20 protein-coding genes are annotated in these 22,616 nt (G+C 73.2%); 10 read left to right on the top strand and 10 right to left on the bottom strand.

The window, feature by feature from the left end:
- Nucleotides 1-44: 44 nt before the first annotated feature.
- Nucleotides 45-1,580, bottom strand: a complete 1,536-nt coding sequence (hflX, locus tag D1350_RS07090) for a GTPase HflX (RefSeq protein WP_125775270.1) — start codon at nucleotides 1,578-1,580, stop codon at nucleotides 45-47.
- A gap of 220 nt (nucleotides 1,581-1,800) precedes the next feature.
- Between hflX and D1350_RS07085 the strand changes: the two genes are divergently transcribed.
- Nucleotides 1,801-2,349 carry a class I SAM-dependent methyltransferase gene (locus D1350_RS07085; protein WP_240643951.1) on the top strand — a complete coding sequence of 183 codons (549 nt, stop codon included), beginning with the start codon at nucleotides 1,801-1,803 and terminating at the stop codon, nucleotides 2,347-2,349.
- Here the strand turns inward: D1350_RS07085 and D1350_RS07080 are convergent.
- Complete coding sequence (locus tag D1350_RS07080) at nucleotides 2,333-3,154, bottom strand: TMEM164 family acyltransferase (protein ID WP_125775268.1); 822 nt, start codon at nucleotides 3,152-3,154, stop codon at nucleotides 2,333-2,335. The genes D1350_RS07085 and D1350_RS07080 overlap by 17 nt on opposite strands.
- Before the next feature lie 101 nt (nucleotides 3,155-3,255).
- Here D1350_RS07080 and D1350_RS07075 point away from each other — a divergent pair, with 101 nt between their 5' ends.
- Nucleotides 3,256-3,669: a DUF4143 domain-containing protein gene (locus tag D1350_RS07075; RefSeq protein ID WP_240643935.1), complete on the top strand. Its 414-nt coding sequence runs from the start codon at nucleotides 3,256-3,258 to the stop codon at nucleotides 3,667-3,669.
- 7 nt (nucleotides 3,670-3,676) lie between these two features.
- Here D1350_RS07075 and dapF read toward each other — a convergent pair whose 3' ends face one another.
- The 3 genes from dapF to D1350_RS07060 are packed head-to-tail and all read right to left on the bottom strand — an operon-like array spanning nucleotide 3,677 to nucleotide 6,489.
- Nucleotides 3,677-4,654: a diaminopimelate epimerase gene (gene dapF, locus D1350_RS07070; RefSeq protein ID WP_125775266.1), complete on the bottom strand. Its 978-nt coding sequence runs from the start codon at nucleotides 4,652-4,654 to the stop codon at nucleotides 3,677-3,679.
- Nucleotides 4,651-5,670 (bottom strand): tRNA (adenosine(37)-N6)-dimethylallyltransferase MiaA, encoded by a 1,020-nt coding sequence (gene miaA, locus D1350_RS07065; RefSeq protein ID WP_125775265.1) that lies wholly within the window; start codon nucleotides 5,668-5,670, stop codon nucleotides 4,651-4,653. Before miaA ends, dapF begins: the two co-directional genes overlap by 4 nt.
- Nucleotides 5,671-5,682: 12 nt before the next feature.
- On the bottom strand, nucleotides 5,683-6,489 hold the full coding sequence (locus tag D1350_RS07060) for a hypothetical protein (protein ID WP_125775264.1): 807 nt from the start codon (nucleotides 6,487-6,489) through the stop codon (nucleotides 5,683-5,685).
- 144 nt (nucleotides 6,490-6,633) lie between these two features.
- Between D1350_RS07060 and D1350_RS07055 the strand changes: the two genes are divergently transcribed.
- On the top strand, nucleotides 6,634-7,239 hold the full coding sequence (locus D1350_RS07055) for a type III secretion system chaperone family protein (RefSeq protein ID WP_240643934.1): 606 nt from the start codon (nucleotides 6,634-6,636) through the stop codon (nucleotides 7,237-7,239).
- A complete protein-coding gene (locus tag D1350_RS07050) occupies nucleotides 7,236-7,844 on the top strand; it encodes a type III secretion system chaperone family protein (protein WP_125775263.1) in 609 nt (202 codons plus the stop codon). The genes D1350_RS07055 and D1350_RS07050 overlap by 4 nt, the downstream gene beginning before the upstream one ends.
- Nucleotides 7,845-7,888: 44 nt before the next feature.
- Here D1350_RS07050 and miaB read toward each other — a convergent pair whose 3' ends face one another.
- Complete coding sequence (miaB, locus tag D1350_RS07045) at nucleotides 7,889-9,523, bottom strand: tRNA (N6-isopentenyl adenosine(37)-C2)-methylthiotransferase MiaB (protein WP_125775262.1); 1,635 nt, start codon at nucleotides 9,521-9,523, stop codon at nucleotides 7,889-7,891.
- A gap of 117 nt (nucleotides 9,524-9,640) precedes the next feature.
- Between miaB and D1350_RS07040 the strand changes: the two genes are divergently transcribed.
- The 4 genes from D1350_RS07040 (at nucleotide 9,641) to D1350_RS07025 (ending at nucleotide 13,069) form a co-directional block, all read left to right on the top strand.
- Entirely contained in the window at nucleotides 9,641-10,468 is an 828-nt protein-coding gene (locus D1350_RS07040; protein WP_125775261.1) for an amino acid ABC transporter ATP-binding protein, read from the top strand.
- 52 nt (nucleotides 10,469-10,520) lie between these two features.
- Nucleotides 10,521-11,387 carry a glutamate ABC transporter substrate-binding protein gene (locus D1350_RS07035; RefSeq protein ID WP_125775260.1) on the top strand — a complete coding sequence of 289 codons (867 nt, stop codon included), beginning with the start codon at nucleotides 10,521-10,523 and terminating at the stop codon, nucleotides 11,385-11,387.
- Nucleotides 11,388-11,507: 120 nt separating this feature from the next.
- On the top strand, nucleotides 11,508-12,197 hold the full coding sequence (locus D1350_RS07030; protein ID WP_125775404.1) for an amino acid ABC transporter permease: 690 nt from the start codon (nucleotides 11,508-11,510) through the stop codon (nucleotides 12,195-12,197).
- Entirely contained in the window at nucleotides 12,194-13,069 is an 876-nt protein-coding gene (locus D1350_RS07025; protein WP_125775259.1) for an amino acid ABC transporter permease, read from the top strand. The genes D1350_RS07030 and D1350_RS07025 overlap by 4 nt, the downstream gene beginning before the upstream one ends.
- 171 nt (nucleotides 13,070-13,240) lie before the next feature.
- On the opposite strand, the gene D1350_RS07020 is transcribed toward D1350_RS07025, so the two are convergent.
- From D1350_RS07020 to D1350_RS07010, 3 genes are all read right to left on the bottom strand, one after another.
- Nucleotides 13,241-13,852 (bottom strand): regulatory protein RecX, encoded by a 612-nt coding sequence (locus D1350_RS07020; protein WP_240643933.1) that lies wholly within the window; start codon nucleotides 13,850-13,852, stop codon nucleotides 13,241-13,243.
- Nucleotides 13,853-13,887: 35 nt separating this feature from the next.
- Complete coding sequence (gene recA, locus D1350_RS07015) at nucleotides 13,888-15,087, bottom strand: recombinase RecA (RefSeq protein ID WP_125775257.1); 1,200 nt, start codon at nucleotides 15,085-15,087, stop codon at nucleotides 13,888-13,890.
- Nucleotides 15,088-15,295: 208 nt separating this feature from the next.
- Nucleotides 15,296-15,532, bottom strand: a complete 237-nt coding sequence (locus D1350_RS07010; protein ID WP_125775256.1) for a DUF3046 domain-containing protein — start codon at nucleotides 15,530-15,532, stop codon at nucleotides 15,296-15,298.
- Nucleotides 15,533-15,572: 40 nt separating this feature from the next.
- Here D1350_RS07010 and D1350_RS07005 point away from each other — a divergent pair, with 40 nt between their 5' ends.
- Nucleotides 15,573-20,777, top strand: coding sequence for an Lhr family helicase (locus tag D1350_RS07005; protein ID WP_125775255.1), 5,205 nt, complete (start codon nucleotides 15,573-15,575; stop codon nucleotides 20,775-20,777).
- A 56-nt stretch (nucleotides 20,778-20,833) separates the two neighbouring features.
- On the top strand, nucleotides 20,834-21,634 hold the full coding sequence (locus D1350_RS07000; RefSeq protein WP_125775254.1) for a DNA-formamidopyrimidine glycosylase family protein: 801 nt from the start codon (nucleotides 20,834-20,836) through the stop codon (nucleotides 21,632-21,634).
- Between the two features lie 18 nt (nucleotides 21,635-21,652).
- Here the strand turns inward: D1350_RS07000 and D1350_RS06995 are convergent, their stop codons facing one another.
- A complete protein-coding gene (locus tag D1350_RS06995; protein WP_164545059.1) occupies nucleotides 21,653-22,453 on the bottom strand; it encodes a DUF998 domain-containing protein in 801 nt (266 codons plus the stop codon).
- Between the last annotated feature and the right edge of the window lie 163 nt (nucleotides 22,454-22,616).

Raw genomic sequence — 22,616 nt, 5'->3', positions numbered from 1 at the left:
TCCGAGCGGAGAGACGACCATCTGCGTACCCACAGCGTGGAGGGTCAGGCGCGAACCGCTACGCGCTCCAGCTCGGCGGCGAGCTGGGCGTCCACCCGGCCCCGCAGAACGGTGCCCGCGGAGACGTGCTCCTCGTGGTCGATCTCGCCCGACTGGTGCACACGGTGCACCAGGTCGCCGCGCGAGTACGGCACCACGACGTCCACGTCGACGGACGGCCGGGGCAGCGCGTCGGAGATGACGCCGCGGAGCTCCGCGATGCCCTCCCCGGTGTGTGCGCTGACCACGACCGTGCGCTTCTCGCGGCGCTGGATGCGCCCCACGACGGCAGGGTCGGCCACGTCCGCCTTGTTCAGGACGATGACCTCGGTCACGTCAGCGATGCCCGGGATCTCCGACAGGACCTCCCGGACGGCAGCGATCTGGCTCTCCGGGTCCGGGTGGGAGGCGTCCACCACGTGCAGGAGCAGGTCGGCGTCGCCGACCTCCTCGAGCGTGGAGCGGAACGCCTCGACGAGCTGGTGCGGCAGGTGCCGCACGAACCCGACGGTGTCGGCCAGGGTGTAGACCCGGCCGTCCTCGGTCTGGGTGCGTCGCACGGTGGGGTCCAGCGTGGCGAACAGGGCGTTCTCCACGAGCACCCCGGCGTCCGTCAGCGCGTTGAGCAGCGACGACTTGCCGGCGTTGGTGTAACCGGCGATCGTCACGGCGGGGATCGCGTTGCGCTTGCGGGACAGCCGCTTGGTCTCGCGCGCGGGCTTCATCGCGGTGATCTCGCGGCGCAGCTTCGCCATGCGGTTGCGGATACGACGGCGGTCCAGCTCGATCTTGGTCTCACCAGGTCCGCGCGAACCCATACCTGCGCCCGCGCCACCCACCTGGCCACCGGCCTGGCGGGACATGGACTCGCCCCAGCCGCGGAGGCGCGGCAGCAGGTACTCGAGCTGGGCGAGCTCGACCTGCGCCTTGCCCTCACGTGACTTGGCGTGCTGCGCGAAGATGTCCAGGATCAGCGCCGTGCGGTCCACGACCTTGACCTTGATCACGTCCTCCAGCGCGCGACGCTGGGAGGGCGCGAGCTCGCCGTCGACCACGACGGTGTCGGCGCCGACCGCGAGGACCAGCTGACCCAGCTCGGCCGCCTTGCCGGAGCCGAGGTAGGTGCTGGGATCGGGCTTCTGACGGCGCTGCAGGAGTCCGTCGAGCACCAGGGAGCCCGCGGTCTCCGCGAGCGCCGCGAGCTCACGGAGGGAGATCTCAGCGTCCTGCGCGAAGGCCTCGCCGCCGGCGTAGACGCCGACGAGCACCACGCGCTCGAGGCGCAGCTGGCGGTACTCGACCTCGGTGACGTCCTGGAGCTCGGTCGACAGGCCGGCCACGCGGCGCAGGGCCACGCGCTCCTCGAGGTCCAGCTGCTCGCCGTCGTGCTCCATGTGGACGGTCTCGCCGTCCGTCCGAGCCGTCCCCGCCCGAGCGAGCACCCGGGCCACCACGTCGTTGGCGATCGCCTGGGCGTCGCGCAGGTCGTCGTGCGGCTCTTCGCCGAGCGGCGCGCCGGGGTTCGTCGGGGTGTGGGTCATGTACTGCCTTCCATCCAGGGGGTAATGCTTCGTACAACAAGGATCCCACGGCAGGAAGTCCCGGGGCCATGCCTTTCCCGGACCGCCGTAGGATCGTCCGGTGACGGAACCTGACAATCGCCTTCCGCGAGGAAGCGGGCAGCCCGAGGTCGGCGGAAGCCCAGAGACCGCTGACCACTACTTCACCGCGCAGCCCGCCTCGGCGGCCGAGCTCCGCACGCTGGAGGTCCACCTCGCCGGTCGCGACGTGGAGGTCGAGGTGGCGTCGGGCGTGTTCTCCCCCGGCGGGATCGACAAGGGCACGCGGGTCCTGCTCGAGGAGCTGCCCGCCGCGCCCGGGACCGGCGACCTGCTGGACCTCGGCTGCGGCTGGGGGCCGCTCGCGCTGACGATGGCGCTCGAGTCGCCGGGCGCCACGGTCTGGGCCGTCGACGTCAACGAGCGGGCCCTGGACCTGGTGCGACGCAACGCGGAGCGGCTCGGCGTGAGCAACGTCCGCGCAGCCCTGCCGGACGACGTGCCCGACGACGTGACGTTCGCCGGCCTCTGGTCCAACCCCCCGATCCGCGTCGGCAAGGAGGCGCTCCACGCCCTCCTGGAGCGCTGGCTCCCCCGTCTGGCCGACGACGCCGAGGGCTGGCTCGTGGTGCAGAAGAACCTCGGCTCTGACTCCCTGGCCCGCTGGATCACCGAGACGCTCGGCCTCCGGGTCGAGCGCGAGGCGTCGTCGAAGGGGTTCCGGGTGCTGCGCGTCACGCGCGGCGCGTGAGCCCCGGCAGGTCCGCCCTGCCCGCTGGTCCCGTTGCGTACCGGCGCGCCGCCAGGCGCTGCCCGCCGCGGTAGACCGCCACCTGGAGCAGGAGGACGGGCAGCACCACCAGCAGCACGGGCAGCTCGTAGACCAGGGGGATCCCGATGAGGTCGTGGAACAGCACGAGGATCGCCGCGCCCTCGGGATCGAAGACGTAGAAGTAGTTGGCGCCCGGGTCCACCCAGGTGCGCAGCGCGATCGTCACGGGGAGCACGCACAGCGCGAGCACGATCGTGTAGCCGAGCGACAGGACGGCGTCGCGCACCGTGGGCCGGTAGAGGCCGAGCGAGGCGAGCAGCGCAGGGAGCACCGCGTTGAGCGCGTGCGCCACGAAGAAGAACGTCTTCAGCGACAGGAGCGGGTGGCCCCAGTACATCGGCGCGCAGGAGATGAGCGCGAGGGCCCCCGCGACCGCGCCCGGGAAGAACACGACCGCCCGCAGGGGCCGCCAGTCGAACCGCACGGCCAGGGGCAGCAGGAACACCGACACGATGGTGCACAGGTGCAGCGGCAGGTTCTGGAACAGCGGGAAGTGGACGGCCGGGTCGGTCAGGTACGCCACGTGGAACGTCAGCGAGAAGCAGGCGTTCGCGAGCGCCATCCCGAGCAGCGCACGTCGTCGCACGACGGCGGGCCGGTGCCGCAGCAGCAGGTGCAGCATCACGGCCAGCAGCACCATCGCCACGACGAACCCCGTCCACACACCGTTCAACGGCGTGACGGGAAGGAAACTGGCGGACGTCGTCGTCAGCAAGGCGGTCATGGGGGCTCGCAGGAGGCTCGCAGGTGCACCGGTGAGACCCGGCGGCCGGAAGCATACTGCCCGCCGCGCGAGGCCCCGCTGGGATGTTCGATCGGTATTCGGTGGAACGCTCGACACAAATGCCGGGAGATGTTCAGTACGATGCCCGGCAAATGTTCAACAGCGGCGGTACGCGCGCCTCGCACGGTACCTGGCTCGGCGCACTGTTCGAGTCGCTCGTCGCGCAGAGCGTGCGCGTCTGTGCCGACGCCGCGGACGCACGCGTCGGACACCTTCGCTTGCAGGACACAGCCCGCGAGATCGACCTCATCGTCGAGGGCGAGGACCGTCGTGACATCGCGCTAGAGATCAAGCTGGCGAGCTCAGTGAGCGACAAGGACGCCAGTCATCTCAACTGGCTCCAGGACCAGATCGGCGAGAACCTCGCGGACAAGGTCATCGTCACCACGGGCGAGCGCGCCTACCGGCGAGCTGACGGCGTCGCAGTCGTCCCGCTGGCTCTGCTCGGGCCGTGAGACCCCGTCAGAGGGAGATCTCGCCCGCGTGGACCAGCTCGGCCGGGCCGGCCAGCTCCACGTTGCCGCCCGGCAGGAGGCGCACGCGCACCTGCCCGCCCGGCACCTCGACGATCCAGGTGTCGGGCACCTCGCCGGACGCCGCCAGCCACGTCCGGACCGCGAGCGCCGCCGCGCACGCTCCCGTGCCGCACGACGGGGTCTCGCCGACGCCGCGCTCGTGCACGCGCATGCGGACGCGGCCCACGGTGCTGCCGTCGGGCAGTCGCTGCTCCCCGAGCGGGACGACGAGCTCGACGTTGGTGCCGTTGGGCGGCACGGGCGCCACCTCGGGCGCGCGTCCGAGGTCGAGGGCCTCGAGCTCGCCGACGCTCGAGAGCGCGACGACGGTGTGCGGGTTGCCCAGGTCGACGCTGAGCGCCGGGCGGGGAGCGTCCCAGCCGGTCACGTGCACGGCGGCGTCGAAGCCGCCGTTCGCGGCGTCCTGCCCGCCGGGCAGGAACCAGGGGCCCATGTCGACGGCGTACCAGCCGTCGGCCTCCTTGCGGACGCGCTTGATGCCGGCGCGGGTGCCGAGGGCGAAGGAGGCGCCGCCGGCGAGGTTGACCAGCCCGAGGCTCTCGGCGAAGGCCGTGAAGACCCGGACGCCGTTGCCGCACATCTCGGCGACCGAGCCGTCCGCGTTGCGGTAGTCCATGAACCAGATGGCGGTCGGGTCCGCGGCGAGGACGTCGTCGGCCACCGACTCGCCCGCCTGGGCGAGGGACGCTGTGGGGACGAGGCGGATGACGCCGTCGCCTCCCACGCCGCCGCGGCGGTCGGCGAGGCGACGTACCAGGTCCGGCGTGAGGTCGAGCTCGCCGCGCGTGTCGGCGATCAGGACGAAGTCGTTGCGGGTCCCGTGACCCTTGACGAACCGCAGGCCGGACGGGGTCGCGCGGGTGCGGCCCCGGGCGGCGGGGGTCGCGGGCTCGGTCTGCGTCATGACCCCAGACTACGGCGGACCGGCTGGTCGTCCGAGGCCGTCCCGCGGACCGGGAGCGTGCCCGCGTCGGCGGCGGCGACCACGGCGAGGGCGTCGTCGAGCAGGGTGGGCGACTGGGCGTCGAGCCAGTGCACGCGCGGGTCGCGCCCGAACCAGCCCATCTGCTTGCGGGCCAGGCGGCGCGTGTTCGCGACGACGGCGTCCCGCGCCTCCGCCTCGGTGGTCTCGCCGCGCCACCAGGCGAGCAGCTCCGCGTACCCGACGGCGCGCGCGGCGGTGACGCCGAGGCCCGTGCCGGTGCCGCCCTGCTCCGGGCTCGCGAGCGACCGCACCTCGTCCACCAGGCCCTCGCCCCACATGCGTTCCACGCGGCCGGCGACCCGGGCGTCGAGGGTGGGCCGGTCGCAGTCGAGGCCGACCTGGACGGCGGGCCGCACATACTCCTGGCGGGGCAGGTTGGCGGTGTAGGGACGGCCGGTGATCGCGATGACCTCCAGCGCGCGCACGATCCGCCGGGTGTTCTGCGGGCCGATGCTCTCCGCGGCCTGTGGGTCGAGGCGCTCCAGCTCGGTGTGCAGGGCGCGGCGGCCCTCGGCCTCGGCGCGTGCCTCCAGCTGCGCGCGGACGTCCGGGTCCGTGCCCGGGAAGTCCATCTGGTCGAGCAGGGAGCGTACGTACAGGCCGGACCCGCCGACCACGACGGCCCGCGCACCCCGGTGCTCGATCGCCGCGAGGTCGGCCCGCCCGTCCGCCTGGTAGCGCGCCACCGACGAGTCCTCGAGCGGGTCGAGCACGTCGAGCTGGTGGTGGGCGATCCCCCGGCGCTCCGCCACCGGCACCTTCGCCGTGCCGACATCCATGCCGCGGTAGAGCTGGTACGCGTCGGCGTTGACGATCTCGGCCGGCGCTCGCGCGGGGCCGGCGGCCGTGCGGCCGGGGCTCAGCGCCTCCGCGAGGTCCAGCGCGAGGTCCGACTTCCCGGTGGCCGTGGGACCCACGACGGCGACGATGATCACCGGGTGATTCTCTCAGTCCCGCAGCAGCGTCACCCGGTACTCGGGCGGCAGGTGGTCGCCGGTCTGCGGAAGGACGAGCACCTCGGCGGCCCAGCCCGCGCCCACCGACGCGAGCGCCGCGGCGACGCCCGGGGCCAGCGTGCCCGGGCCGGCGTCGAGGCCGCCGGGAACTCCTCCCCCGGCGACGACGAGGCCGTCGGCGGCCCGGAGGATCGCGGTGACCTCCGCCGCCAGCTCCCCTGCCCCCGCCGAGGTAGTCACTTCGTCGGACGGGGTGACTATCTCGGCAGGGTCAGCCCGCCGAGGTAGTGCGCTCGTCCGGTCCGACGGGAGCTCCAGGGTGCGGACCTCCGCGGCGCGGGCGCCCAGCACGTCCGCGAGCGCCAGCAGCGCGACCGAGGCCGGCACGCCGGCGACGTCCTCCGGGGCGAGCCCTCCGAAGGCGACGCGGTGCTCCCAGGGCGAGCGGACGGCGCCCTCCCCCCACGACACTCCGGGCTCCGCCGCGGATCGTCGCGGGGACCCCAGGACGGCGCCCTCCCCCCACGACACTCCGGGCTCCGCCGCGGATCGTCGCGGGGACCCCAGGACGGCGTCGGGCAGCCAGGTGTCCCCGATGCCGGCCGCCGCGAGGGACGGGCGGAGGAGACCGTGCCGCGTGGCGCGGCCGTGCGCGAGGACCAGGGGGACGCGGCCGCCGGCGACCAGCTCGGCAAGCGCTTCGCGGACCGCGGACCGCACGTCGCCGAGGACCTCGGCGACGCCCGCGGCGCCGGGGACGAGCAGAGGAGTCGCGGGGACGATGACAGCGCGGAGCACGGTGCAACCGTACGCCGACGGCACCCCGGTCGCGGGCGATCTACGGGCTCTCCCACGGCCCTCACCTCGGCTTTCGCCCGCCGGACGCGTTCGCTGAGCGCGTGACCTTAGGTTCCTGGGGCACGGGGCGGGTACTGTGGGCGAGTGAGGTTCTTCGGGTCACGCCGCCGGGATTCGGCGGACGACGGCGACCAGGCGGGCAACAGCCCCCAGGCTCCCGGCGGCCCGCGCCGGGACCTCGACGATGACGAGCTCCGTGCCCAGGTCGAGGGTGTTCTCCTGCGTGAGCTGACGGGCGGGATGGACGATCCGTCGACCATCCCCACACCGCTGACGCGCGAACGGGTCGTGGAATGGCTGTCCGAGAACGGGTTCAGCTACTTCGTGGACTCCGAGGGTGACGTCGGCGGGCTGTGGCACGGCTGGCTGTTCTACTTCCTGATCGTCGGGGACGGCAGCGAGGTCCTGCAGGTCCGAGGCCAGTGGCACCGCGACCTGACGATCGAGCGCCTCGAGGAGATCCTCGAGCTGTGCAACGAGTGGAACGCCGAGCGCATCTGGCCCAAGACGTACGTCCGGGTCCGCGACAACGGCGCGGTGCTGGTGTACACGGAGGTGACCGTCGACCTCGAGCACGGCGTCACCGACGACCAGCTCGACCAGCTGCTGCAGTGCGGGCTCACCACGGGCTCCATGTTCTTCGAGCACCTGGACGAGACGTACCCGGACCCGCTGAGGGCGGCCCAGTGAGCGCGCAGCGCGGCGGGCAGGGTCGTGGCGGCTGGCTCGCCCGTCTCCTGAACCCGAGGCTGCCGGTACAGCGCCGTGTGCCTCTCGCGGGCCGCACGCGCACGCTCACCGGCGCCGACATCGAGCGCCCGCGGGCGCTGACGACGCAGCGCGTGGGGGACGACCTCGCGCGCCGCGGCTACCGCTTCCGGATCGACGACGACGGGGACGTCACCGGAACCTGGGACGGCAACCGGTTCTGGTTCCTGCTGCTCGGCGAGCACGACGAGATCCTGCAGGTGCGGGGTCGCTGGGCGGGCACGCTGCCGCCCGAGTCGCGTCTGGCCGTGCTGCAGGCCGCGAACGACTGGAACCGCGAGCGCATCTGGCCCAAGGTCTACACCCGCGAGGAGTCGAGCGGGCTTGCCCTGTACGCCGAGGTGTCTGTCGACTTCGAGCACGGGGCCACGGACGACCAGCTCGCCCAGACGGTGTCGTGCGGGCTCGTGACGGCGAGCCAGTTCTTCTCGACGGTCGCCTCGCTGGCGCCCTCCGACGCCACCCACGAGGACGACGAGCCCGACCTGGACGGGCACGACGACGCGTCGGACGACGACCAGAAGTAGGGAACCACTGTCGCGTCGGCGACGGGCGCCGGCGACGGCAGGTATCAGCGACGCAGCGTCGGCAGGCCCAGCACGACCGGGCCCGGCGCTGCGGTGCCGTGCGCGTGCCCGTGGTCGTCGTCCCCGCCGCCGAGACGGGCCTTCTCGCGCGCGGCCCAGGCGTCACCCGACCGGGTGCGGCGCACCTCGAACCCACCGGTCAGCGCCGAGTCCGAGACGAGGAAGTGGGGGGCCGACGTCGTGACGGTGACAGTCACGACGTCGCCCGGGCGCGGGACGTCGGCCGGCACCACGTCGGCGAGGCGCGGGTCGTCCAGCGACACCGGCTGCTCCGGGAGCGAGCCCGCCGCCTCGCCCGGCCGCGACGGGACCGCGAAGTGGACCAGGCGGTTGTCGGCAGCGCGACCGGAGAGGCGGTGCGTGGCGCCGTCCTTGCGCCCCGAGCCCTCGGCGACCAGGACCTCGACGGTGCGTCCCACCTGCAGCGCCGACTCCTCGCCCGAGATGCGCTCCTGGAGGGCGAGCAGGCGCTCGAACCGCTCCTGCACGACCTCCTTGGAGAGCTGACCCTCCATGGTGGCGGCGGGCGTCCCCGGGCGCTGGGAGTACTGGAAGATGAACGCCGAGCTGAACCGGGACGCCTCCACCACGCGCATGGTCTCGAGGAAGTCCTCCTCGGTCTCACCCGGGAAGCCCACGATGATGTCTGTCGTGATCGACGCGTCGGGCATGGCGGCGCGGACGCGGTCGAGGATGCCGAGGAACTTGTCGGACCGGTAGGAGCGGCGCATCACGCGCAGCACGCGGTCGGACCCGGACTGGAGCGGCATGTGCAGCTGCGGCATCACGTTGGGCGTCTCGGCCATGGCGACGATGACGTCGTCCGTGAAGGCGGCGGGGTGCGGCGACGTGAAACGCACGCGCTCCAGGCCCTCGATCCGCCCGCACGCGCGGAGCAGCTTGGCGAACGCGCCGCGGTCGCCGAACTCGACGCCGTACGAGTTCACGTTCTGGCCGAGCAGCGTCACCTCGATGGCGCCGGCCGCGACGAGCGCCTCGACCTCGGCGAGGATCTCGCCCGGACGGCGGTCGCGCTCCTTGCCGCGCAGGTGCGGCACGATGCAGAAGGTGCACGTGTTGTTGCAGCCCACGCTGATGCTGACCCAGCCGGCGTAGACGCTCTCGCGCTTGGTCGGCAGCGTGGACGGGAAGACCTGCAGCGACTCGGCGATCTCGACCTGTGCCGCCTCGTTGTGCCGGGCGCGCTCCAGCAGCACCGGCAGGGCGTCGAGGTTGTGGGTGCCGAACACGACGTCGACCCAGGGCGCCTTCGCCACGATGTCGCCGCGGTCCTTCTGCGCCAGGCAGCCGCCCACCGCGATCTGCATGCCGGGACGCCGCGCCTTGATGCTCGCGAGCTGGCCCAGGTTGCCGTAGAGGCGGGTGGCCGCGTTCTCGCGCACGGCGCACGTGTTGATCACGACGACGTCCGCGCTGCTCGCCGCCTCGTCCTCCGTGGACGCCCGCGTATAGCCCGCCTGCTCGAGCATGCCGGCCATGTGCTCGGAGTCGTGCACGTTCATCTGGCAGCCGAGCGTGCGCACCACGTAGGTGCGCTCCGCCTCGGGCTCGATCGAGTCCTGGGGCGAGTTCTGGGGCGAGAGCGTGGGAGCGGACATCGACGCAATTCTACGGGTCCTCTGAGCGGGCATAATCCGGGCATCTGTTACCGAAACGTTGTGCCTGGATGACCGTCCACGTTGGCCCTCGAAACATCCGGTCGTTAGGTTCAAGGGATGGACCACGAGGCGACCACGGACGAACCGCAGCCGGACAGCGTGACCGACGCTCCGGCGTCGGCCACCGCGACCGCGACCCGCGAGCTCGGCGAGCCCCTGGTGGAGCTCTCCGGGGTGAACAAGCACTTCGGTGCGCTCCATGTGCTGCGCGACATCGACCTGACCGTCCGCAAGGGCGAGGTGCTCGTCGTGATCGGGCCGTCGGGCTCCGGCAAGTCGACGCTCTGCCGGGCGATCAACCGCCTGGAGACCATCGACGACGGCACCATCACCATCGACGGCCAGCCGATGCCCGCCGAGGGCAAGGGCCTGGCCCGGCTGCGTGCCGACGTCGGCATGGTGTTCCAGTCGTTCAACCTCTTCGCCCACAAGACGGTCCTCGACAACGTGACCCTGGGACCCCGCAAGGTGCGCGGGCTGTCCAAGAAGGCCGCCGAGGACCAGGCACGGACCCTTCTCGACCGGGTCGGCGTGGGCAACCAGGCGCACAAGATGCCGGCGCAGCTGTCGGGCGGCCAGCAGCAGCGCGTCGCCATCGCGCGTGCCCTCGCGATGAACCCTAAGGTCATGCTGTTCGACGAGCCCACGTCGGCCCTCGACCCGGAGATGGTCAACGAGGTCCTCGACGTGATGGTGGCACTGGCGCGGGAGGGGATGACCATGATCGTCGTCACCCACGAGATGGGCTTCGCCCGCAAGGCCGCGGACCGCGTCGTCTTCATGGCCGACGGGCTGCTCGTCGAGCAGGCCCACCCGGAGGAGTTCTTCACGGCGCCCAAGAGCGACCGCGCCCGCGACTTCCTGTCGAAGATCCTCACGCACTGACCCACTCGACCCACAGATTCCACCGAGAAGTACGCACATCGAAGGGGAACTCATGCGCAAGCACACCACCCGGATGCTGGCCCTCGCGGCAGGCTCCGCACTGGCACTCTCCGCCTGCGGCGGTGCCGAGGTCGGCGGCGAGCCCACCGGCGGCGCGACAGACGATGCCACCGCCGGAGGCGGCGGCGAGAGCATCAAGATCGGCATCAAGTTCGACCAGCCCGGCCTGGGCTACCAGGACGGCGCCGAGTTCACCGGCTTCGACGTCGACGTCGCGCGCTACGTCGCCGGCGAGCTCGGCTACGGCGAGGACCAGATCGAGTTCGTCGAGTCCATCTCGGCGAACCGCGAGACGATGCTGCAGAACGGCGACGTCGACATGATCTTCGCGACGTACTCCATCACGGACGCCCGCAAGGAGGTCATCGACTTCGCCGGGCCGTACTTCATCGCCGGCCAGGACCTCCTGGTCTCGGTCGACAACACCGACATCACCGGCCCCGAGACGCTCGAGGGCAAGAACCTCTGCTCCGTCACCGGCTCCACCTCGGCGCAGAAGATCAAGGACAACCACGCCGCGGGCGTGAACCTCCTCGAGCGCCCCGGCTACGCCGAGTGCGTGACCGCGCTCGTCGCCGGCCAGGTCGACGCCGTCACGACCGACGACATCATCCTCGCCGGCCTGGCAGCCACCGAGGCCAACGCCGGCAAGCTCAAGGTCGTGGGCAACCCGTTCTCCGAGGAGAACTACGGCGTGGGCCTGCCCAAGGGCAGCGACCAGTGCGAGGCGATCAACGAGGCCATCACCAAGATGATCGACGACGGCACCTGGGAGGAGCTCGTCACGAAGAACACCGAGGGCACCGGCTACACGCCGAACGCGGACCTCAACCCGCCGACGCCGGACGACTGCGCCTGACGTTCCTCTGACGACCCGCGCCGGGCTGTCGCCTCTTCCGGGAGGTGACAGCCCGGCGTCGGGCGGCCCGGCCGGGCCTCGCGCCCGGCTCGCGACCGTTCTCCCCTTCGAAAGGTGACCGTGGACGACTATCTGGCCGGATTCACGGAGCTGTTCTCCCGGTACGACGTGGTCGGTGCGTTCTGGGTCAACATCCAGCTGACGTTCTGGGCGGGGCTGATCGCCCTCGCCGTCGGCACGCTCCTGGCCCTGATGCGGATCTCCCCCGTCGCGTCCCTGCGGCTGACCGGGACGTCGTACGTGACGATCTTCCGCAACACCCCGCTCACGATCATCATCACGTTCATGGTGCTCGTGGTCTGGACCCAGCTCACCGTCACGCTGGCTCCTGACTTCAACGCCAACTTCTTCTGGCTCGCCGTCGTGGGCCTCGCCGTCTACCACGCGGCCTTCGTGTGCGAGGCAATCCGGTCCGGCGTGAACACCGTTCCGGTGGGCCAGGCCGAGGCGGCCCGGGCGATCGGGCTGCCCTTCCTCGCGGCCGCCCGGCTGGTGATCCTGCCGCAGGCGTTCCGCGGGTCGGTCGCCCCGCTCGGCAACACGCTCATCGCGCTCCTGAAGAACTCCACGGTGGCGGCGGCAGGGTCCGTGGCCACCGAGACCGCCTCGACGATGAAGGTCATGATCGAGTTCAGCCCCAACCACCTCTACGCGATCTTCTTCATCTTCGCGATGGGCTACGTGATCCTGGTGATCCCCATCGGCCTGGCGACCACCTGGCTGTCCGACCGACTGGCGGTGAAGCGATGACCTCCGTGCTGTTCGACGCTCCCGGGCCGCGCGCCCGCCGGAACATCCTCGTCGGCAACGTCCTCGGAGCCGTGGCCGCCCTGGCGCTGATCGCATGGATCCTGTCCGTGCTCCACACCAAGGGCCAGCTCGACAGCCGCCTCTGGATCGCTGCGCTCGACGCCCGGGCCTGGCAGCACTACTACCTGCCCGGCCTGATCAACACGCTGCGGGCAGCCGCGTTCGCGACCGTCGGCGCGGTCGCCTTCGGCATCCTCTTCGGGATGGGCCGGCTCTCGCACAACGTCGTGGTGCGCGCGCTGTCGGGCGTCGTCGTCGAGTTCTTCCGCGCCGTGCCGGTGCTGCTCATGATGATCTTCCTGTGGCTGCTGTTCTCGCGGCAGATGCCGTGGATCGAGGACCGGCCGTTCACCGCGGTGGTGATCGCGCTCGTGCTCTACAACGGGTCCGTCATCGCCGAGCTGGTGCGCTCCGGTGTGCGGAACCTCCCGCGCGGCCAGGGCGAGGCGGGCCTGGCGATCGGGCTCGACCGGGGGCAGGTGCTGCGCTCCGTCCAGCTTCCGCAAGCTCTCGTGGCGATGCTGCCGGCGCTCGTGTCGCAGCTCGTCGTGGTCCTCAAGGACTCCGCGCTGGGGCAGATCATCACCTACCCCGAGCTGCTCCGTGCCGCGCAGGTCCTCGCGTCGGGCGAGCAGAACCCGATGCAGACCCTGACAGTCGCCGCAGTCGTGTTCATCCTGTTGAACTACGGGCTGTCCGTCCTCGCGCAGTGGCTCTCGCGGTCGCTGTCCAGCCGGACCTCCGGCCGGACAGCAGCCGGTGCGGGGATCGGCAACCCGCTCGCGGCGCCGGTGGCGCCTGCGGCTCGCTGAGGCCGGGCGCGCGCACATCGACTCGGCAGTTCGTCGTCGGATCGGCAGTTCGAAGTGCCGAATCGACGACGAGCTACCGAAGTGATGTGCGCGGCCGGCCCAGCCCGGTGCACGACGAACACGGAGGGCCCGTCTCTACCCGAGACGGGCCCTCCGTGAGGTCGTTCGCCTTCAGTCCAGGCCCGCGCCCTCGAGGTCGTCGGTCTCCTCGCCCTCCGCCGACAGCGCCTCGCGGACGAGCTCGAACGCGAGACCGGGCGAGTAGCCCTTCCGGGCCAGCGCGCCGACCGCCCGGCGTACCCGGGCGTCTCGCTGGAGGCCGCGCGTGCGGCCCACCAGCTTGGTGGCCAACCGGGCGCCCGCCTCCCGCTCTTCGTCGGGGTCGAGCTGGTCCAGCGCATCGGAGGCCACGTCCTCGTCGATGCCCCGGCGCTTGAGCTCCGAGGCGATGGCACGCCGCGCCATGCCCTTCTCGGCGTGCCGCGTGCGGACGAGCGTGTCGGCGTACGACACGTCGTCGACCAGGCCCACCTCGCCGAACCGGTCGAGGACCGGCGTGACGACGTGCTCCGGGAAGCCCTTGCGGGCCAGGTTCTGCTCCAGCTCGCGCCGTGACTTCGGGGCGGCGGTCAGGATGCGCAGCAGGGTCTCGCGAGCCCGGTCCGACGCCTCGTCGAGCGTGATCGCACCCTCGTCGAGCTGTTCCGCGACCGTCTTGCGGGGCACGCGCTCGCGCTTCCCGCCGTCGTCCTCGACGTCCGCCCGGCCCCGACGCTTCCCCACGCCGGGACCGGGCGTGCGCCCACCGTAATGCACCGTCAGAACGGCGCCGACTCGGCCTTGGCCGGAGCCTTGGCCCGTGAGCGCGTGGTGGTGGCCTTCGCGGTCGCTGCAGTCTTGCCGGTCGGGCTCGTGGCCGCGACGGTGCCTGTGGCTTCGGCGTCGGTGGCCGACGTCACCGGGACGCCGGGCACGGCGCCCGGAGCCGCGGCAGATGCGTCCTCCGCCGGCGCGTCCACCCGGGCACCCACGCCGAGCTTCTCCTTGATGCGCTTCTCGAGCTCGGCAGCGAGGTCCGGGTTGTCGCGCAGGAACGACCGCGCGTTCTCCTTGCCCTGGCCCAGCTGGTCGCCGTCGTAGGTGAACCACGAGCCGGACTTGCGCACGAAGCCGTGCTCCACACCCATGTCGATGAGACCGCCCTCACGGGAGATGCCCACCCCGTACAGGATGTCGAACTCCGCCTGCTTGAAGGGCGGGGCCATCTTGTTCTTGACGACCTTGACGCGGGTGCGGTTGCCCACCGCGTCCGTGCCCTCCTTCAGGGTCTCGATGCGGCGGATGTCCATGCGCACCGAGGCGTAGAACTTCAGGGCCTTGCCACCGGTCGTGGTCTCCGGCGAACCGAAGAACACACCGATCTTCTCGCGGAGCTGGTTGATGAAGATCGCCGTAGTGTTCGTCGAGCTGAGCGCACCGGTGAGCTTGCGCAGCGCCTGGGACATGAGGCGCGCCTGGAGGCCCACGTGGCTGTCACCCATCTCGCCCTCGATCTCGGCCTTGGGCACGAGGGCCGCGACGGAGTCGATGACGATGATGTCCAGCGCGCCGGAGCGGATCAGCATGTCCGTGATCTCGAGCGCCTGCTCACCCGTGTCCGGCTGCGACACCAGCAGGGCGTCGGTGTCCACGCCGAGCTTCTTGGCGTACTCGGGGTCGAGCGCGTGCTCGGCGTCGATGAAGGCCGCGATGCCGCCGCCGCGCTGGGCGCTGGCGACCGCGTGCAGCGCCAACGTCGTCTTGCCGGAGGACTCCGGGCCGTAGATCTCGACGACGCGACCACGCGGCAGGCCACCGATGCCCAGCGCGATGTCGAGAGCGATCGAGCCGGTCGGGATCACCTCGACGGGCGCGCGCGTCTCGTCACCGAGGCGCATGACCGAGCCCTTGCCGAAGTTGCGGTCGATCTGGGCGAGGGCCGCTTCGAGGGCCTTCTCGCGGTCTGCCGGTGCGGGCATGTCGCTCACCTTTGCGTTCTGGGGCGCGGCCTGCGCGCCGTGATGGAGGGCTCTGTACGTCGTTGCCGACCGTACGCGGAGCCACTGACACGAACGCCTTCTCCGGCCGCTGCCTGTCGACAGAGTTCCGAAATCCGTGCCTGTGGTCAGAGTCTAGGCGAACGCTTGTTCGATGCAAGCCAGACACACCGGCATGTCCCGGGAGGTTCTACCGACGTGGCGGCGGTGCCTGCCGGTGCTGGTCCTTGCCCCACCGCTGCTCGTCGGGCACGTCGAGCGCGTCGCACAGCGCGTGCCAGACGTCGCGCGGCTCGACCCCCTCCTCGAGCGCCTGCTCCGGCGTGCGGTGCCCGAGCCGCGGGACCACCAGCTCGCGCGTCAGCGTGCGTCCGTAGGCAGGCCCGAAGACCTCGTCGACCAGCAGCCAGAACTCGCGATTGCGCACCGGCCCAGCCTATGTCGGTGGCGACGGACAGAATGAGCCCATGCCCTCCAGCGATCCGCTCGACCGGTTCGGGCCCGCCACCCGCGCGTGGTTCACCGGTGCGTTCCCCGAGCCCACCGCCGCCCAGCGCGGCGCGTGGGACGCGGTGGCGCGCGGCGACCACGCGCTCGTCGTGGCGCCCACCGGCTCGGGCAAGACGCTGGCGGCCTTCCTCTGGGCCGTCGACCGGCTCTCCACGCAGCCGCCGCCCGCCCGCGAGCGCCGGTGCCGCGTCCTGTACGTCTCCCCCCTGAAGGCGCTGGCGGCGGACGTGCAGCGCAACCTCCGCTCCCCCCTGGCGGGGATCCGGCAGGCAGCGGCCCGGGAGGGTCTCGAGGTGCAGGACGTGTCGGTGGGCTCCCGGACGGGAGACACGCCGGCGAGCGAGCGCCGGGCGTTCGCCACCCGCCCCACGGACATCCTGATCACCACGCCGGAGTCGCTGTTCCTGGTGCTGACCTCGCAGGCGCGGGCGGGCCTCGCCGGGGTCGAGACGGTGATCGTGGACGAGATCCACGCGGTGGCGGGCACCAAGCGCGGGGCCCACCTCGCCCTGAGCCTGGAGCGGCTGGACGAGCTGCTGGAGCGCCCGGCGCAGCGGATCGGCCTCTCGGCCACCGTCCGCCCGGTAGAGGCCGTGGCGGAGTTCCTCGGGGGTCACCGCCCGCCGCACCAGGGCGGCCGCCCGGTGACGGTGGTGCAGCCGCCGGCCACGAAGCGGTGGGACATCTCGGTGGTGGTGCCGGTCCCCGACCTGGCGGACCTGGGCGCGGCCACGCCGGAGGGCCCCACGGCTGTCCGCGGCGCCGGCGAGGCCACGGGCGACGACGAGGCGGGCTTCCCCGACCTGTCCGGCGCGGCGACGAGCCCGCTGCGTCGCGCCTCGGTGTGGCCGCACGTGGAGGAGCGGGTGGTCGACCTCGTGGCCGACCACACCTCGACCCTCGTGTTCACCAACTCCCGCCGCGGCGCGGAGCGGCTCACCGCGCGGATGAACGAGGTGTGGGCACTCCGGCAGGGCATCGACCTGCCCGACCCGAGCGGGTCCTGGGCGGCGCTCGTCCCCGGTCAGTCGGGCACGTCGGCCGGGGTGGCCGGCCCGCCCGCCCGCGGCCTGCCAGAAGGCGGCCGCGGCCTGGAGGGCGTCCGCGGCCTGCCCGAGGCCGTCCCGGCGCAGGAGCCCGGCGCCACCGTGCTGGCGAGGGCGCACCACGGCTCGATGAGCCGTGCCGAGCGCACCCGCACGGAGAACGAGCTGAAGGAGGGCCGCCTCCCCGCCGTCGTGGCGACGTCGTCGCTGGAGCTCGGGATCGACATGGGCGCGGTCGACCTCGTGGTCCAGGTCGGCGCGCCGCCGTCGGTGGCGAGCGGCCTGCAGCGGATCGGCCGAGCGGGCCACCAGGTGGGAGCGGTCTCCAAGGGCGTGGTGTTCCCGATGTTCCGGGGCGATCTGGTGCCTGCGACGGTCATCGCCCAGCGGATGCGCGAGGGGTCGATCGAGCACCTGCGCGTGCCCACCAACCCGCTCGACGTCCTCGCCCAGCAGGTCGTGGCGGCCCTCGCGGTGGACGACTGGGCGGAGGCCGACCTCCTGGCCCTCGTCCGCCGCGCCGGCCCCTTCAGCGGCCTGGGCGACGGCACCTGGCGCGCGGTGCTGGACATGCTCGCCGGACGCTATCCCAGCGAGGACTTCGCCGAGCTGCGCGCACGCATCACCTGGGACCGCACCACGGGCACGCTCCACGGCCGCCCGGGCGCCCTGCGCCTCGCCGCCACGAGCGGCGGCACCATCCCGGACCGCGGCCAGTTCGGCGTCTTCCTGGCGGGAGAGCCTGTGACCGACGGCGGACCGGCGGGCCCGCTCGGCGACGTCACCCCGGGCGGTGGCCGGCTCCGCGGCGGCAAGCGCGTGGGCGAGCTGGACGAGGAGATGGTCTACGAGTCCCGCGTGGGCGACACCTTCACGCTGGGATCAAGCACGTGGCGCATCGAGGACATCACCCCGGACCGCGTGCTCGTCACCCCGGCGCCCGGTCTTCCCGGCCGCCTGCCCTTCTGGAAGGGTGACCAGCCCGGCCGTCCGGCCGAGCTGGGACGGGCGGTGGGGGCGTTCGTCCGGGAGGCGGACGCCGTGCTGTCGTCGGACCAGGCGTCCGGCCGCGAGCGCCTCCGCGCCGCGGGTCTGGACGAGTGGGCGGCGGAGAACCTCGCGACGTACCTGACGGAGCAGCGGACGGCGACGGGCCGGGTCCCCGACGACCGGACGGTCGTGGTGGAGCGGTTCCGGGACGAGCTGGGCGACTGGCGCGTGGTGATCCACTCGCCGCTCGGCGCCCGGGTGCACGCCCCGTGGGCGCTCGTGATCGGCGCCCGGCTGCGGGAGCGGTACGGCGTGGACGTGGCGGCGATGCATGCCGACGACGGGATCGTGCTGCGCCTCCCCGACACCGGCGCGTCGTGGGAGGACCCGTTCGCGGTGCCGCTGAGCGGGCACGGGCACGACGGCGCTCCGGACGGGCCTGACGGTCGGGCCGAGCCCACCCCGGGCAGCGTGACGCTGGAGGACCTGCTGCTGGACCCGGACGAGGTGCTGACCTCCGTGCGGGACGAGCTGGGTGGCTCGGTGATGTTCGCCGCCCGGTTCCGCGAGGCGGCGGCGCGCGCGCTCCTGCTCCCCCGCCGGCGCCCGGACCGGCGGCAGCCGCTGTGGCAGCAGCGGCAGCGGTCGGCCCAGCTCCTGGAGGTCGCGTCCCAGTACCCGGAGTTCCCGATCGTGCTGGAGGCGGCCCGCGAGTGCCTGCAGGACGACTTCGACGTGGCGGCTCTGGCGGAGCTCATGCGCGAGGTCACGTCGGGGACGGTGCGGGTCGTGGAGGTGACCACCCCGTCGCCGTCACCGTTCGCCCAGGCCCTGCTGTTCGGCTACACGGCCCAGTTCCTGTACGACGGCGACGCCCCGCTGGCCGAGCGGCGGGCCGCCGCCCTGTCGCTCGACCCGGAGCTGCTGGCCGAGCTGCTCGGCGACCAGGGCGCGGCCGACCTCGCCGATCTCCTGGACCCGGAGGCCGTCGAGCGCACGGAGGCCGAGCTGCAGGGCCTCGCGCCGGACCGGCGTGCCCGCGACGCGGAGGGGCTCTGGGACCTGTTGCGCCGTACCGGCCCGCACCCGGCCGGGGCGCTGGCCGCCCGGTCGGTCGAGGACGGGGACACGGCGGGCTGGTTGTCGGAGCTGGAACGGTCGCGTCGGGTCCTGCGGGTCCGGGTCGCCGGCGTCGAGCAGTGGGCCGTGGTCGAGGACGCCGGGCGGCTCCGTGACGCCCTCGGCGCCGCGCTGCCCACGGGAGTGCCGGAGACGTTCACCGAGCCCGTCCCCGACCCGCTGGGCGACCTCCTGCGGCGCCACGCCCGCACGCACGGCCCGTTCCCCGCGGCGGACGTGGCCCGGCGGTTCGGTCTGGGCATCGCCGTGGTGTCCCATGCCCTGGCACGGCTGGAGGCGGCGGGGGTGCTCGTGCGGGGGCGGTTGCGTCCCGACTCCCTCGGCGGCGTCGGCGACGAGTGGTGCGACCCCGGGGTCCTTCGGGTCCTGCGCCGGCGGTCCCTCGCCGCGCTGCGCGCGGAGGTGGAGCCGGTCGAGCCCGAGGCGCTGGGCGTCTTCCTGCCGCGCTGGCAGGGCGCCGGCGTGGGCTCGGCCGCGCTGCGGGGCACGGACGGCCTGCTGCAGACGATCGAGCAGCTCGCCGGCGCGGCCGTGCCCGCCTCGGCGCTCGAGACGCTCGTGCTGCCCGCCCGCGTGGCGGACTACTCCCCCGCCCTCCTCGACGAGCTCACCGTCGCGGGCGAGGTGCTGTGGTGCGGCCATCAGCGGCTCCCCGGGTCGGGGGGCGGCGACGGGCTGGTCTCCTTGCACCTCGCCGACTCGGCGCCCCTGACCCTGCCCGCCCAGGAGCCGGTCGAGGAAGGCGGCCCGATCGACTCCGACCTGCACCGGGCCGTCCTCGACCTGCTCACCGGCTCCGGCGGGTTCTTCCTGCCCCGGGTGGCCGAGCAGGTCGGGGCGCCGTCGGCCGCGGTCCTGGACGCGCTGTGGGACCTCGTCTGGGCGGGCTGGGTCTCCAACGACGGGCTGGGTGCGCTGCGGGAGCGTCTCGGCGTGGGCGGCGGGGCGCACCGCGCCCCCCGCACCCCGGGACGGGCGCGCCCCGTGCGGCGGTCCCGGTTCGCGCTCGCACCCGGCCGGCCCACGTCCGCCCTCGCCCTGAACGGCGGGGCCGGTGGCGCCCAGCTCGGTGGAGGCGGGCGCTGGTCGGCCCTGCCGGTCCGGGAGACCAACCCGACGCTGCGCGCCCACGCGCTCGCCCAGGTGCTCCTCGACCGGCACGGCGTGCTCACGCGCACCGCAGCCGCCGCCGAAGGGGTGACCGGTGGCTTCCGCGACGTGTACCGGGTGCTGTCGGAGCTCGAGGAACGCGGAGTCGTCCGGCGCGGATACTTCGTGGAGCACCTCGGCGGGTCGCAGTTCGCACTTCCGGGGGCCGTGGACCGGCTCCGACTCGACGCGCAGGACCGGACGCGGGCGGTAGAGACGGCCGCCGCCACGGATCTGGCCAGGCCTGACGGCCTGGGGAACGGCCTGGGAGCCCCGGGCGCCCCCGGCCGGAGCGTCGTCGTGCTCGCTGCGCTCGACCCGGCCAACCCCTACGGCGCGGCGCTCGCCTGGCCCGCCACGTCCGCCTCGGCCGCGAGCGGCGGCTCCGGCCCCGGCCCCGGCCCCGGCCCCGGCCCCGAAACGGGACCGCGTCCCGGCCCCAGCACAAGTACCGGCACGGACGCGTCCCCGGCCGAAGGCTCCGCCCGCCTTGCCACCAGCCCCTCCGGGTCCGACGGCCACCGGCCCGGCCGCAAGGCGGGAGCCGTCGTCGTGCTCGTCGACGGCGACCTCGTGCTGTACGTCGAGCGCGGCGGGCGGAGCGTGCTGTCGTTCGGGCACGCGGGCCGGGCCGTGGGGTCCGCCGCCGCCGCGCTCTCCGACGCCGCCCGGGCAGGGCGGCTGGGCAAGGTCCTGGTGCAGAGGGTCGACGGCGTGCCCGTCCTGGAGGCCACCGCCCGGACGGCCGACCGCGACGTGCCCGGTCCGGCGGCGACCGCCGCCGCCCTCGTGACGGCCGGGTTCGGCGTCACCCCGCGCGGTCTCCGGCTCCGCTGAGGGAGGGGCGCCGTAGGCTCGGGAGGTGACCACCTCCGCCGTCGTGCGCCCTGGCCATGCCCGAGGGTGACGTCCTCCGCCTGACCGCCGAGCGGCTGACGGCAGCGCTGGCGGGCGCACCGCTGGTGCGGGCCGAGCTCCGGTGGCCGAGCGTGGGCGGCGCGCACCTCGTGGGCGCCACCGCGACCGGGACCACCGCGTACGGCAAGCACCTCTTCACGCGGCTCGACGACGGCCGCACGCTGCACACCCACCTGCGCATGGAAGGGTACTGGCGGGTGCACCGCACAGGGACCCGGGAGGCTGCCGGCCGCAACCCCGCCGTGCGTGCCGTCCTCGCGACGGAGCGGTGGACGTGCCTGGGCTGGCACCTCGGGATGATGGACCTCGTCCGGACCAGGGACGAGGAGCGCCTGATCGACGGCCTCGGACCCGACGTGATGGACGCCGAGTTCGAGGCGGGCGACCCGCCGGGCGTGACCGAGGGCGCCGAACGCCTGGTCCGCGACCCGCTCCGGCCGCTCTGCGACGCGCTGCTCGACCAGCGCACCGTCGCCGGGATGGGCACGATCTGGATGGCGGAGTCGCTGTTCGCGCGACGGCTGTGGCCGTGGACCCCCGCCGGCGACCTCGACGACCTTGCCCGCCGCGCCCTGCTCCTCACCGCCCACCAGCTCATGCTGCGGGCCGTCGCGGTGGCCCGTACCCAGGGGATGCAGGGTGTGCGCCACCACGTCCACGGCCGGCTCCGCAGCCCGTGCCGACGCTGCGGCACCCCGATAGCGGTGGGCGTCGCGAACGAGCAGCCGTTCGAGCGGCCGGTGTTCTGGTGCCCGTCCTGCCAAGCCCGGCCGTGACCAGCAGGCCCGACGGGCTCACGCCCGTCTCGCGGGACTCACGCCTATCTCGGCGGCCAGCGTGCCTGCGGCCAGCGGTCCCCCCGCCCCCACACCCGGAGCCTCCCCGTCGATCGTGGCCCCGATGAGGAACAGGAAGCCGATCATGATGATGAAGCCGATCCGCTCGAGGAGCCCGAAGGCGACGATCCCGGAGCCCACCATGGCCAGCGGGAGGTGGATCGCCAGGAAGGCCCCCACGAGGGCCCCGAGGACGTAGGCCGAGCTGCGCAGGAGGCGCGGGAACGGGGTGAGCGGCCGGACGATCGTGCGCGCCAGGCTGAGGCCCACGAGCGGCAGCACCACGAAGGCGGTCGCCGCGCTGACCCGGTGGATCGTGGCCGACAGGGTGGCACCCATCTCCGGGGGGTCGGTGGGGAAGACCCCCACCAGCACCATCGCGACCGCGTACACGACCATGGCGGCAGCCGGGACGGGCCCGGAGGCGAGACCGCACCGGTACATGCGAACCGTGAGAACCAGTCCGAGGAAGGCGAGCAGCAGCCCGCCCACCAGGATCAGCTCGCCGCCCCACGGCACGAAGGCGTACCAGCTGATCGGGTCGACCACCGGATCGACCACGCCCGCGCCGACGACATGGGCCGCGATCATGGGCACCAGAGCGGCCGCGCCGACCCTGCCGACGATCGTGGCGTTCCGGGCGTCCGCCGGGGGCGCCGTCGCGGCGATGGACCCGGAGATCGACCCGGCGAAGGGTCCGGCGGTGGACCCGGTCGAGGGGTCGCTGGGACTGACGGGGTCGGACAGGACGGCTGGCATGGGGACCATCGTGGCGGACAACCGGCTCAGAGCAGAATCCGGAGCGCCCCCCACTTTCCCGTGGGGGCCAACCCCGACCCTCCCCCAGCGTCGTCCCTGATCAGCGGGCAGACGAAGCGGGCAGACGAGCGGCGGGCGTCCCACCCGGTGGTGGAGCGCCCGC

Source organism: Antribacter gilvus (assembly GCF_003946865.1).
Lineage (GTDB): Bacteria > Actinomycetota > Actinomycetes > Actinomycetales > Cellulomonadaceae > Antribacter > Antribacter gilvus.
This window is presented reverse-complemented; position numbering and strand designations above follow the sequence as displayed.

Coding starts and splice junctions, on each gene's coding strand:
- D1350_RS07035 (WP_125775260.1), top strand. CDS start 10,521: ATGCGCAAGCACACCACCCGGATGCTGGCCCTCGCGGCAGGCTCCGCA.
- hflX (WP_125775270.1), bottom strand. CDS start 1,580: ATGACCCACACCCCGACGAACCCCGGCGCGCCGCTCGGCGAAGAGCCG.
- miaB (WP_125775262.1), bottom strand. CDS start 9,523: ATGTCCGCTCCCACGCTCTCGCCCCAGAACTCGCCCCAGGACTCGATC.
- D1350_RS06995 (WP_164545059.1), bottom strand. CDS start 22,453: ATGCCAGCCGTCCTGTCCGACCCCGTCAGTCCCAGCGACCCCTCGACC.
- D1350_RS07080 (WP_125775268.1), bottom strand. CDS start 3,154: ATGACCGCCTTGCTGACGACGACGTCCGCCAGTTTCCTTCCCGTCACG.
- D1350_RS07025 (WP_125775259.1), top strand. CDS start 12,194: ATGACCTCCGTGCTGTTCGACGCTCCCGGGCCGCGCGCCCGCCGGAAC.
- D1350_RS07000 (WP_125775254.1), top strand. CDS start 20,834: ATGCCCGAGGGTGACGTCCTCCGCCTGACCGCCGAGCGGCTGACGGCA.
- recA (WP_125775257.1), bottom strand. CDS start 15,087: ATGCCCGCACCGGCAGACCGCGAGAAGGCCCTCGAAGCGGCCCTCGCC.
- D1350_RS07005 (WP_125775255.1), top strand. CDS start 15,573: ATGCCCTCCAGCGATCCGCTCGACCGGTTCGGGCCCGCCACCCGCGCG.
- D1350_RS07040 (WP_125775261.1), top strand. CDS start 9,641: ATGGACCACGAGGCGACCACGGACGAACCGCAGCCGGACAGCGTGACC.
- dapF (WP_125775266.1), bottom strand. CDS start 4,654: ATGACGCAGACCGAGCCCGCGACCCCCGCCGCCCGGGGCCGCACCCGC.